Genomic DNA, 12953 nt, shown 5'->3' with positions numbered 1-12953 from the left:
CCCATGGGGTATGTTATTATGAGATTAGGTATATACCCTCCAGAGGTATATGGAGTGAAGAAAGGAATGGACCGACAGTGGCGATACAGAAGACTACACTGCAAATTAGCGGCATGACATGTGCCTCTTGCGCAGCTCGAATCGAGAAGGGGCTGTCGAGACTTGAGGGAGTCACGAGTGCCAGCGTGAATTTGACGATGGAAACCGCTCGTGTTGAATATAATGAAGCTGTCATCGCTGTTGGCGACGTGATGAGCAAAGTGGATCAACTCGGCTTTCATGCTGAACTGCATAAGGATAGGACACAGCTCGGTGAGCAGCGGGAATCGGGATTGAAGCAGTTGAAGCTGCGGTTGTTTATTTCTGCGCTGCTCTCTTTGCCGCTGTTGTTAGCAATGGCTGATCACTTTGCATTTGATTCTTTTCTTCCTATTCCGAGCTGGTTGATGAATCCTTGGCTGCAGCTCGCCTTGGCTACACCGGTTCAGTTTGTCATTGGAGCCCCGTTCTATATAGGTGCCTTTAAGGCGTTGCGCGGAAGAAGCGCCAATATGGACGTGTTAGTTGCGATCGGCACATCCGCAGCCTATTTCTACAGTTTGGTCGAGACGCTGGCATCCCTTCAGGATGGCATGCATAGTGTTGAACTGTACTATGAAACGAGTGCGCTGCTCATCACCTTCTTGCTTCTTGGCAAGCTGCTCGAGGCGTTGGCCAAAGGGCGTTCCTCGCAAGCGATTAGTGCCTTGATTGGGCTTGCTCCGAAGCAAGCTGTCGTCCTGCGAGAAGGAATCGAGGTTCGTCTACCCATTGAAGAGGTACAGCCCGGCGATCTAGTCGCCGTGAAGCCGGGGGAGAAGATCCCGGTCGACGGGGTTGTATTAGAAGGCAGCTCGTCCGTCGATGAGTCGATGCTTACCGGAGAGAGCTTCCCCGTTCAGAAGCAGACAGGCGATCCGGTTATCGGAGCTACGATAAACGGAAACGGCCTGCTGGTCATGAAAGCTACGAAGGTGGGCAAGGAAACCGTACTGGCTTCGATTATCCGCATCGTGGAGGAGGCGCAGGGCTCGAAAGCGCCGATTCAGCGTATTGCGGATGTTATTTCAGGCATATTCGTACCCATTGTCATCGGACTCGCTGCGGTGACGTTCTTGTTATGGTACTTCGCACTGGAGCCGGGAGCATTCCCGGAAGCACTGCGCAAAGCAATTGCAGTGCTCGTCATCGCATGTCCATGTGCCCTTGGTCTTGCTACGCCGACCTCGATTATGGCCGGCTCAGGCCGAGCGGCTGAGCTGGGCATCTTGTTCAAAGGCGGGGAGCACCTTGAACGAGCGCATCTCATCGACGCTGTGCTGCTCGATAAGACGGGAACCGTAACGGAAGGGAAGCCGAAGCTGACGCAGTATCGGGTGGAGTTAGGTTTTCAAGAAGAAGAAGTGCTGCGATTAGTCCTCGCTGCTGAGAGCAGCTCAGAGCATCCACTGGGCGAGGCGATTGTCACCGGTCTTCGCGAGCGGGGGATTGAGAAAGCGGCGGCCATCGAATCGTTCGCGGCGATTCCAGGATTCGGGATCGAGGCGCGCATTGATGGGAGGGAGCTTCTTGTCGGCACTCGCCGTCTGCTTGCGATGCATCTAGTCGAGCTTGCAGACCAAACACGATTGGAACAGCTGGAGAATGAGGGCAATACGGTCGTCCTCGCAGCTGTTGATGGCGTGTATGCAGCTTACATCGCGGTCGCGGATCGAATAAAACCGACATCTCGCGCTGCTATCGAAGCCTTACAGAAGCTTGGTTTGGAAGTTGTACTTATTACAGGTGACAATGCTTCTACAGCGCGTGCAATCGCTGAACAAGCAGGTATACACACTGTCCTTGCCGAAGTTTTACCGGAGGGTAAGGCAGAGGAAGTGAAGAAGCTTCAAGCGCGAGGGCTTAAAGTAGCGATGATTGGCGACGGTATTAACGATGCGCCGGCGCTCGCTACTGCAGATATCGGCATGGCCATGGGGACAGGTACTGACGTTGCCATTGAAGCAGCCGATATTACACTCATGCGCGGCGATTTAAGCAGTATTCCGGAGGCAATCTCGCTGAGCCGGAAGACGATGAGCAACATTAAGCAAAATTTGTTTTGGGCGCTGGCTTATAATGTTGTCGGTATCCCGATAGCCGCTGCAGGCTTGCTCGCCCCTTGGGTGGCAGGGGCTGCAATGGCGTTGAGCTCAGTTTCGGTCGTACTCAGCGCGTTGAGACTTCAACGATTCCGTAAGTAACTTTGACTAAGAGGAGCGATTTCTAATGACAACTACCATTCAAGTGAAAGGCATGTCCTGCCAGCATTGCGTGAACAGTATTGAGGGAGCACTGAAGAAGAACGGAGTTGCAGCGAAGGTAGATTTGCCCGGCAACCGCGTTATGGTCGATTTTGAGGAGAAATCGATTTCGCTGGATCGCATTAAAACGCTGATCGAAGATCAAGGATTCGATGTCGTTTAATCGCAGGTGGCAATACTTACATCGAGGCTAATCCACTAGATGGATTAGCCTTTTTAAATGAAAACATGGTATGATTACGGTTTGAATGTTGTTTGAAATTGAGTAGTGCTGGAGGCTTTGAAACTGGTGAACAAGTACCCTTTTGACTTTGACCCGAAAGAATCCTTCGTCCAGCAAGCCAGCGATTGGATTGCGGATGTGTTCTATGAGCGGCTGCCTGAAGCCGGATTTGAGCTCAGAGATGAGCAAATCTATATGGCTTTTCAGCTGGAACGGGCTTATAGCGAGAAACAAACGATTTTTGCAGAAGCTGGCGTAGGGACGGGCAAAACTTTCGTCTATTTGCTTTATGCCATTAACTATGCGCGATACACGCGAAAACCGGCCATTATTGCCTGCGCGGATGAATCGTTGATCGAGCAGTTGGTGAAGCCGGAAGGCGATATCGCGAAGCTGGCACGTTATCTGGATTTGACGATTGATGCGCGGCTTGGCAAATCGATGGATCAATATATTTGCTTAAATAAGCTTGAAGATGCAAGAGGCGGCTTTACGGACACGGAGATCTATCGGGACATGCACGCCGCATTGCCTGATTTTGTTCATAACCCGGGCACGATGCAAGCCTTTTATCCATACGGCAATCGTAAGGATTACCCTAACTTGACGGATGATCAGTGGAAAGCGGTTGGCTGGGACGTGTTCCAGGACTGCCTCGTTTGCTCAAGAAGACATCGCTGCGGACAGACGCTCTCGCGTGAGCATTACCGTAAGGCAGCTGACATTATCATCTGCTCCCATGACTTCTATATGGAGCATGTGTGGACCTATGAGGCGCGTAAGCGCGAGGGGCAGCTACCGCTTCTGCCTGAGCACAGCTCAGTCGTATTTGATGAAGGTCATCTACTGGAGACTGCAGCACAGAAGGCGCTCACTTATAAATTAAAGCACAACGTATTTGAATCTATTATAATAAGGCTGCTCCAAGGAGAAATCCGTGAGACGCTTGCAGTCACGATTGATGAAGCCATCGATCAGAGCGAGCATCTCTTCAAATTGCTGAATTCCAGCAGCCGTTCCATTGCAGCGTCGGATCGGCGTGAAGTGATCATGTCAGAGCGGTTGTTGAAGGAAGTCACTCGTTTCGGCACGGTACTCGCTGCAATTGAAGAGGAGCTTGTCTTCGAGAGCGGTATGCATACGATTGATGCCTATCAGCTTACAATTGTAGAAGAACATATCGAGATGCTCCAGCTGGCCCTGAACTTATTCAAGAAGCCAAGCGGCTTAATTACTTGGATCGAAGAAGAGCATGACGGCATTACGCTTGTCATTATGCCGAAGATGGTGAAGGAGATTTTGGAGGAACGTGTCTTCTCGAAGCATATGCCAATCGTGTTCTCCTCTGCTACGATGTCCGTAAATGATTCGTTTGATTATATTGCAGACAGTATCGGTATTCAGAAAGCGTTATCCTTCTCGGTAGCATCGCCTTATGATTATGAGACGCAGATGAGTGCGGCTGTGGCACCGATTAGCAGCCAAGCTGACAAGTTGAAATTAGCGCTTCGGAGGCTTCAGCAATCGGAAGGACGCGCGCTTATCTTGTTCCCGTCCAAGGAAGAACTGCTTCAGTTTAAAGAGGATATCGCATCGATTCCTGATTTCGCAGCATTTAAGTTTCTATTTGAAGGGACAGCTGAAATTAGCCATCTCATCCAGACGTTCCAAAGTGATGAAGCCAGCGTCCTATGTGCAGTCACATTATGGGAAGGGCTTGATATCCCCGGACCGTCGCTGTCTCATGTGCTGATGTGGTCGCTTCCTTTTCCTCCGAACGATCCTGTCTTCACTGCCAAACGCAGAGATGCCGAGCACCCATTCGAAAGCGTGGACATGCCTCATATGCTGCTTCGGTTAAAGCAAGGCTTGGGAAGATTGATTCGTGGTCGCGAGGATACCGGGATGATTACGATTATGGGCAAAGAGCTGGCGGATTCGCGGGTGATGGAGCAGGTAGAACGAATTCTTCCGAGAGGCGTAAAGCCGCTGGTTCTGAGCGTTTGATGAATTGACATCTAGTAAGTCATTCTCTTACAATTTAAATAGAATAGGCTTATAGAAAAGGATGGGAAGCGGAAATGTCACAGCCAATGAAGAAATCCACGTATAAGAGTCAACGTAAAGCCGAGCAAGAGAAGCAGGAGAAACAGCGCAAATTTATGAAGAAGCTGATGTGGGGAACCGGAGTCGTTGTCCTTCTAGGCATTATTGCAGCCCTGATTTTCACGCCGAAGGCAGACCCAACCGCGTTTGATTATGAACAACTGCCTATTCTTGGGAAAGCTGATGCGCCTGTCAAAATCGTCGAGTTCGGCGATTATAAATGTCCATCCTGCCAAGTATTCAGTCAGCAAATTAAGCCTCAGATCGAGAAGGACTACGTCGAGTCAGGCAAGGTCGCGATCTACTTCATGAACTTCCCGTTCATCGGAGATGATTCGACGACAGCCGCACTAGCCGCGCAGTCCGTCTACCATCAGAATAATGACGCTTTCTGGAAATATTTCGATGTTCTCTATAAGAACCAACAAGACGAGCATACGCTATGGGCTACGCCTGAATATTTGGTTCAACTAGCTAAAGATAATGCAATCGATGTCGATTTGGAATTACTGAAGAAGGATATCGAAGAAGGAACGTATGCGTCAGAAGTCAGCAAACATAAGTCGACCGCAATTGCCGCTAACGTAAACTCGACGCCAACCCTGTTCATTAACGGCGAAGAATTTACAGGTGAATTTGGTGACTATCCGGGTATCAAGAAGGCCATCGACAACGCACTGGCTGGCGAGGACAAATGATCCAATCGTCAACGAGACTTGGGTTCTTTAGCAAATACGCGCTATACTTGGCGTGGATCGTATCGATCGTCGCAACGGGCAGCAGTCTATATTTAAGCGAAATCATGCACTTTATCCCATGCAATTTATGCTGGTATCAACGTATATTCATGTACCCGCTTGTGGTGCTCCTCGGAATGGCGAGCTACCGTAATGATCGAAAGCTGATCCCTTATATTTGGCCGCTGTCGCTCCTAGGCGGACTGATTGCCATCTATCATTATGCGGAACAGCAAATACCTGCTTTGGCCAAAATGCTTCCGTGCACCGTCGGTGTTCCATGCAGCGAAGATTACCTCGATTGGTTTGGCGGTTATGTCACCATTCCATTCTTGGCGTTCATCGCTTTCGCACTGATCACGATGCTGATGCTGAATGCGCGCGGTACGGCAGAGGAAGTAAATGATGATTCCGAGCAAGGCGAGGATGAAACACAGTTGGGCGAGCGTTCCACCTTATAATAAGAGTAGAAGTCCTTAGGGACTTCTTTTTTTTGTCGAATTTAGGTGCTAATTTACTTGGATTTGACGGTTGTGAGTATGCATTTTCTCTGTCAACGGGGATTCAGGCCTGAAAATATGAACATTCCATGGACATTTGCCTGTTCATTTGTCCCAACTATGGTGTTTCTGCTATCATGTATGGATGGACGTACAAAGGGTTAATTAATTAAATAAGCGCATCTAAATAGTTGGAGGTAGCCTGTAATGACAGCAGAGAATAATAGTCAGAAGTCGCCATGGGAACTCTATTACGGCCCGAATTTAGGGTATATCGAGGAAATGTATGAAAAGTTCCTGATAAACCCTGAAAATGTTGAGCCGGCATTCAGAGATTCTTTTGCGAAGTGGGGACCGCCGCCATCCACATCGGCAAAACGAATCGTAAATGTGAATCCACCGCTCGCATCCGGCGTTTCAGGCTCTGATAGCATCAAATCGATTGATCCTGCTTTCTTGAAGAAAATCGTCGACGCCGGCAAGCTTGTGCGGAATATCCGTACTTATGGTCATCTGGCAGCCGATAATGATCCGCTCGGTTTATCTGCCGCACCGGATACGCAGCTGCTTGAACCTGTTACATTCAAGCTGTCTCCTGAAGATCTGGAGACGATTCCGGCTTCTCTCATCTGGGAGGAAGCACCGGAGACGATTCGGACAGGTGCCCAAGCGATTTCGCACTTGAAGGAAGTCTATACGAAGTCGTTTGGTTTCGAATTCGGTCATATTCATGCTGAAGATGAGCGGATCTGGCTCCAACGCCAAGCTGAGATCGGCATGGCAAGCAAGCCGATGAGTGCCAAAGAACGGATCGCTTTGCTGGCACGATTAGTTGATGTTGAGCAATTCGAGACTTTCCTGCATCGCTCGTTCGTCGGACAGAAGCGTTTCTCCATCGAAGGCACGGATACCCTTGTGCCGATGCTGGACGAGATTATCCGCGAGCTCGCGCATGACGGCGCTCGTCACATTCTAATGGGAATGGCGCACCGTGGTCGTTTGAACGTACTGACACATGTTCTTGGCAAACCATACACAGCTATTTTCTCTGAATTCCATCATTCGCCGAACAAAGAGAAGGATTTGTTGCCATCCGAAGGCGCGATGGGCATCAATATCGGCTGGACGGGCGACGTGAAATATCACTTAGGCGCGCATCGTTCGCTTAAAGAGAATGAAACGGTTGAAACGCGGATCTCGCTGGCAAACAATCCGAGTCATTTGGAATACGTGAATCCGATCGTTGAAGGCTATACACGCGCAGCACAAGATGATCGCAGCAAAGCGGGCTACCCAACATCGGATTTCGGCAGCGCAGCAGCGATTCTGATGCATGGTGACGCGGCATTCGCAGGTGAAGGTATCGTAGCTGAGACGCTGAACTTCAAGAAGCTTGCGGGCTATGAGAACGGCGGAACGATTCATATTATCGTAAACAATAAACTCGGCTTCACGACCGAGAGCAAGGATTCACGTTCCACCCATTATGCGAGTGACCTTGCAAAGGGATATGAAATCCCAATCGTACATGTTAGCGCCGACGATCCGGAGGCGTGTATTGCTGCGGTTCGGATGGCATGTGAATATCGTCAGAAGTTCCACAAAGACTTCTTGATCGACATGGTTGGCTATCGCCGTCACGGTCATAACGAGACCGATGATCCGGAAACAACACAACCGCTTGTTTATCAGAAGCTTCGCAACCACCCGGTTGTCGGCCGGATTTACAGCGAGAAGCTGAAAGAGAAAGGGCTTCTGTCTGAGGATCAAGTCACAGCGATTAGACAAGCAAGTCTTGCGAAGCTGCAAGCCGCACTCGATGAGGTGAAGTCGAGCGATAAATCGTTCAAGCAGCCGAAAATCGATGATACGAGCAAACGCCGCAAGAAAGAAGTCATTACCTCCGTACCGCTTAAGAAGCTCAATGCGATTAATGAAGAGCTGCTTAAATGGCCGGATGGCTTTAAGGTTCACGAGAAGCTTGAACGTATTCTGATGCGTCGTGCTAACGCACTGGAGAAAGGCAGCAAGGTGGATTGGGGCTTGGCAGAAACGCTTGCTTTTGCAACCATTCTATCCGACGGCACGCCGATTCGTTTGAGCGGTCAAGATTCGGAGCGCGCCACCTTCGCATTCCGTAACCTGGTGCTGCATGACTATGAATCGAATGCGACATTTTCGCCGCTTCACAAGCTGCCTCAAGCGAATGCTTCCTTCGCGGTGCATAACAGTCCGCTTGCAGAAGCGTCCGTTCTTGGGTTTGATTATGGATATAACGTGTTCTCCCCGGAAACACTTGTTATTTGGGAAGCACAATACGGAGACTTTGCCAACTGTGCGCAGGTAATCATTGACCAGTTCATCACGGCAGGTCGTGTAAAATGGTCGCAGAAGTCCGGTCTTATCATGCTGCTGCCTCACGGCTACGAAGGCCAAGGTCCCGAGCATTCCAGCGCGAAGCTTGAGCGTTTCTTGCTGCTGGCAGCGGAAGACAACCTGACAATCGTGAACTTGACGTCAGCGTCGCAATACTTCCATCTGCTTCGTCGTCAAGCAGCGATTATCAATACGGACGAAGCGCGTCCGCTCATCGTCATGTCGCCTAAGAGCTTGATCCGGAACCCGAGCGTTGCTTCCGACCCTGCTGAATTCAGTCATGGCTCGTTCAAGCTTGTGCTGGAGCAGCCAGGTCTTGGCAAACAACCGGAGCAAGTAGAGCGACTGATCTTCTGTACGGGTAAAGTGGCAATCGATCTGGAAGCTGCATTAGAGATTAAAGACGGACAAGCGGCCGATGCATGGAACTGGGTTCATATCGTTCGCGTGGAGCAGCTGTATCCGTTCCCGAAAACCGATATTGAGCAAATCATCAACCGCTATCCGAATGTGAAAGAAGTGCTGTGGGTTCAAGAAGAGCCGCAAAACATGGGAGCATGGAACTATGTTGAGCCGCGGATTCGCGCACGTGTAACATCGAATACAACAATCCGTTATATCGGTCGTCCTAAACGGTCGAGCCCGGCAAGCGGTTTCCAATACGTACACAACATGGAGCAGCAACGTATCGTTTCCGTTGCACTGAATCGCAGTACGCTAACAACGACGACTAAAGGGGAGAACAGCCATGAGTGAAATTAAAGTACCCGAAATGGGTGAATCGATCGTAGAAGGCACGATCTCTAAATGGCATGTTAAAGCTGGTGACAGCGTTAATGTAGGCGATGTGCTTGCTGAGCTGGAAACCGATAAAGTTAACATCGAGATCAGTGCGGAGGAAGCTGGCGTAATCGAGCAGCTTCTTCGCGGCGAAGGGGAAACCGTAGCAGTTGGAGAGTCGATCGGTAAGATCGGAAGCGGCTCCGGTGCAGCTTCTCAGCCAATGTCTCCAAGCAGCGACCCTGCAGCAGCGCCTGAACCAGTCGCACCTGCATCAACACCGGCAGCGCCAGTGGCAGCAGCGGAACCGGCTCCAGCGGCTGCTCCGACTCCAACTCCAGCAGTTGCTGCGGTTGCTTCCGATGCGAATGCTGCTGTATTCTCTGCAACGCCTGCAGCTCGTAAGCTTGCAAGAGAGCGGGGCATTGACCTGACACAAGTACAAGCCCAAGATCCAATGGGTCGCATCCGTCAGGAAGATATCCAAGCTCATAACACTGCAGTGACAGCACCTGCGACAGCGCCTAGCGTACAAGCGGCGCCAGCGGCGCCTGCTCCGGCAGCAGAGCCAGGCAAACCGGCAGAACGCCGTAAGATGTCCCGTCGCCGTATTACAATCGCGAAACGCCTTGTAGAAGCGCAGCAAACGGCTGCAATGCTGACAACGTTCAACGAAGTCGACATGACTGCGATTCTTGAAGTTAGAAAACGTCGGAAGGACGCTTTCAAAGAGAAGCATGACATCGGTCTTGGCTTCATGTCCTTCTTTACGAAAGCTGTAATCGGCGCGCTGAAAGCATACCCGCTGCTGAATGCAGAAATTCAAGGCGATGAGATCCTTGTGAAACAGTACTACGATATCGGTATCGCGGTATCTGCGAAAGAAGGACTTGTTGTACCGGTTGTTCGTGAAGCGGATCGTCTGAGCTTTGCTCAAATCGAGAAGCAAATTGCTGATCTTGCCGGTAAAGCACGTGCCAACACATTGGCATTGAATGATCTGCAAGGCGGCACATTCACGATAACGAATGGCGGCGTATTCGGTTCGCTGCTTTCCACGCCAATTCTAAATGCACCGCAAGTCGGTATTCTCGGTATGCACAAAATTCAAATTCGCCCTGTGGCGATTGACGATGTGCGTATGGAGAACCGTCCGATGATGTACATTGCACTTTCATACGATCACCGTATTGTAGACGGTTCAGAAGCCGTTCGCTTCCTCGTTACAGTGAAGCAATTGCTTGAAGATCCAGAATCATTGCTGCTCGAAGGCTAGTACTTCCGTGGACAAACATTAACCTCACCTTCTGACGTTAGGGCCTCTATCCCTGGACGTCAGATTTGTGGGGTTTTTTATTTGCTATTGGCCCTCATTCTACATAGAATGATGATAAGACAGCGAGAAACGGAGGCGAATGCAGATGAACGTACGAAAAATGCGGTTATTTGATTTCGAGAACATCCACTCCAGCGAGGATCGGGATGAGTATGAGAAAGACTATGCCAGATTAATTCAATCCCCGGCATTTCGTCGCCTGCAGGGCAAATCACAAGTATTCGGAGCAGGCTCCGGTGACTACTATCGAACACGTCTGACGCATTCGCTTGAAGTGTCGCAAATTGCGCGGGAAGTGGCTCGTAAGCTTGGGAAAAGTTATTCGTTCCTGGCGAAGAAAGAACATCCGGGACTGATGCTCGACCCAGAGGTAGTGGAATGCGCATCGCTCGCCCATGACTTGGGGCATCCTCCTTTTGGCCATAAAGGGGAAGAAGTGCTCAATGAATTGCTCTTAGACGAGTGCGGACTTAAATATGAAGGCAACGCTCAAAATTATCGGATCTTAATGTTTCTGGAGAAGCGTGCAGGAAGTGATAGCGGACTTGATCTCACAGCCGCTGTGCTGCTCGCAATTAATAAATACCCGTTCTGCCTCGATGACGCCGGTCGACTGAAAGGTGTCTACAGCATGGAATGGGAAGGGATCAGCGCGCTGCGCAGTGCTTGGGGGATGCCGGACGGCTGTGCAACTCTTGAAGCGCAGCTTATGGACCTGTGTGACGATATTGCATACTCTACACATGATATAGAGGATGGTATCCGTGCAGGAAAGATCCAGATGAATCCCAGCTTGTTCGAAGATGATCGTCTCGTCGCGAATGTCATGCAGGAAATCGTCAATGATCCCGGCAATGAAGTGATGCACTGGGAACAGGTCGATATGAAACTGATGGTGAAGCAGGCGCTGCATCATTATTTGGAGCAGTGGGAAAGCATCTATGTGGAATGTGGCAGAGAGCCGTCACGCACGCGCAGAGAGATGAAAGCGCGGTGGGTGAGGAAGTTTGTCAGCGGAGTCGGAATTATCGATGATCCGGAAACAGGATGGAAACGGGTCACCTTCGTCCGCGACGGCGTACAGGACATGGAGCTGCTGCGCACGATGGAGATTTTGAAGAAGTTGGCTTGGGTGATGCTGATCAAGGATTTCCGGGTGCAGCGGCTTCATAAACGCAGTGAGATTATCATTAAACGATTATGGGACAGCTTCAAAGTACAAGACTCAGGTCGGTTGATCATACCGCCGGATTGGCTGGAAAGCTACGAGCGGCTGAAGGATGTTTGGCCATGGGAGCGGATGGTATCCGATTATATTGCAGGTATGACGGATGCCTATGCGGAGAAGGTTTATGCTGAATTTTATGGAAGCGCGTCTACGACAAAAGGCGGTTTATTGTATGACAGGGATTAAACGAGAAGAGGCTGCATAGCTGCAGCCTCTTCTTTGTTGTGCGCATGAATCACTGGAAGCGATAAGCTGCACCATGGCATATAAGGCCTATACGATTCGTTAGCGTTTGAATGTGCTGGGAAAAAGTCGAAAAAGCTGCCCTAAAAGCCAATACATGCACTTTTGGGACAGCCGATAATTGTATTTGGTGGTGGATTAATTCCAAGCGTAGCCCTTATCGATTCCAGTAATGATGGCCGGAATTGCCGGATGATTGCGTTGGCGTTGTGGAATCAATTGACTCCACTGGCTGAGTATCGTCAACCGTACCAATATTATCGTTATTGTCGCCAGTGTTGCCTTCATCAATGCTGCCATTATCAGTATTGCCGTTATCGCTATTATCGGAGTTTTCGCTGCCGTCGTTATTGCCGGTATTGTCGTCAGCAATGACATGACGTGCCGTTACAAATGTCTTATCCCAAGAGCTGCCTGAGAATTTCGACACCGTTACACCGACACCGACACGATACGTTTGAAGCAATTTGTCGTCGCCAATATAGAGACTGACGTGATTGATGATACCATCTCGATTCGTATCCGAGAACACCAGATCACCGGGCTGCAGTTGATCCTTAGTTACCTTTGTACCGACTTTTGATTGCTGTCTGGACGAACGCGGCAGCTCAATGCCATTCTGCTTGAAAATATATTGAACAAAAGAAGAACAGTCGAATGCAGTCGTTGTCGTTGATTTGGCACCGAATTTGTATGGGACACCTATATATTGTTTACCTGTTGCAATAATGTCATCCACAATTGAGGAAGTTGTACTCGTACTCGCAGTTGTCGCCGCATGAGTTGTATTCGGTGTGAAGAGCATGCTTCCGCCGCCGAATGCAATGGATAAGCCTAATGTGATGCTCAGTAGTTTTTTATTTAAACGGTTATGGTTGTTTAGTGTGTTTGTCATGATGAATTCCTCCTGTACTGAAATGTAGTGTGGTACAGGCCGCTGTGCTTGCCTAGGAACACTATAGCACAGCATTTTGTACCACCACTTTCCAATGTGGGCGGAAGCCCCATGAAACATAGCGGATGATCCCGATTATGAGAATACGATTAGAAAAGACTAATGTAATCGGTCTTGACTTACTAAA

General features: G+C 49.7%; 9 protein-coding genes. 8 read left to right on the top strand and 1 reads right to left on the bottom strand.

What is annotated here, in order from left to right; all coding sequences use genetic code 11:
• Nucleotides 1-77 precede the first annotated feature (77 nt).
• From AC506A_RS07145 to AC506A_RS07110, 8 genes are all read left to right on the top strand, one after another.
• Nucleotides 78-2282, top strand: coding sequence for a heavy metal translocating P-type ATPase (locus AC506A_RS07145; protein ID WP_495460272.1), 2205 nt, complete (start codon nucleotides 78-80; stop codon nucleotides 2280-2282).
• A gap of 25 nt (nucleotides 2283-2307) precedes the next feature.
• Nucleotides 2308-2505 carry a cation transporter gene (locus AC506A_RS07140; RefSeq protein WP_495460271.1) on the top strand — a complete coding sequence of 66 codons (198 nt, stop codon included), beginning with the start codon at nucleotides 2308-2310 and terminating at the stop codon, nucleotides 2503-2505.
• 126 nt (nucleotides 2506-2631) lie between these two features.
• Nucleotides 2632-4572 carry an ATP-dependent DNA helicase gene (locus AC506A_RS07135; protein ID WP_495460270.1) on the top strand — a complete coding sequence of 647 codons (1941 nt, stop codon included), beginning with the start codon at nucleotides 2632-2634 and terminating at the stop codon, nucleotides 4570-4572.
• 74 nt (nucleotides 4573-4646) lie between these two features.
• Nucleotides 4647-5369 carry a DsbA family protein gene (locus AC506A_RS07130; RefSeq protein ID WP_495460269.1) on the top strand — a complete coding sequence of 241 codons (723 nt, stop codon included), beginning with the start codon at nucleotides 4647-4649 and terminating at the stop codon, nucleotides 5367-5369.
• On the top strand, nucleotides 5366-5869 hold the full coding sequence (locus tag AC506A_RS07125; RefSeq protein ID WP_495460268.1) for a disulfide oxidoreductase: 504 nt from the start codon (nucleotides 5366-5368) through the stop codon (nucleotides 5867-5869). Before AC506A_RS07130 ends, AC506A_RS07125 begins: the two co-directional genes overlap by 4 nt.
• A gap of 246 nt (nucleotides 5870-6115) precedes the next feature.
• Nucleotides 6116-9040, top strand: coding sequence for a 2-oxoglutarate dehydrogenase E1 component (locus AC506A_RS07120; RefSeq protein ID WP_495460267.1), 2925 nt, complete (start codon nucleotides 6116-6118; stop codon nucleotides 9038-9040).
• Complete coding sequence (gene odhB, locus AC506A_RS07115; RefSeq protein ID WP_495460266.1) at nucleotides 9033-10340, top strand: 2-oxoglutarate dehydrogenase complex dihydrolipoyllysine-residue succinyltransferase; 1308 nt, start codon at nucleotides 9033-9035, stop codon at nucleotides 10338-10340. Before AC506A_RS07120 ends, odhB begins: the two co-directional genes overlap by 8 nt.
• A 145-nt stretch (nucleotides 10341-10485) precedes the next feature.
• A complete protein-coding gene (locus AC506A_RS07110) occupies nucleotides 10486-11814 on the top strand; it encodes a deoxyguanosinetriphosphate triphosphohydrolase family protein (protein WP_495460265.1) in 1329 nt (442 codons plus the stop codon).
• A gap of 214 nt (nucleotides 11815-12028) precedes the next feature.
• On the opposite strand, the gene AC506A_RS07105 is transcribed toward AC506A_RS07110, so the two are convergent.
• Complete coding sequence (locus AC506A_RS07105) at nucleotides 12029-12766, bottom strand: C40 family peptidase (RefSeq protein ID WP_495460264.1); 738 nt, start codon at nucleotides 12764-12766, stop codon at nucleotides 12029-12031.
• Between the last annotated feature and the right edge of the window lie 187 nt (nucleotides 12767-12953).

This window comes from Paenibacillus sp. N22P23, from assembly GCF_059383735.1.
This window is presented reverse-complemented; position numbering and strand designations above follow the sequence as displayed.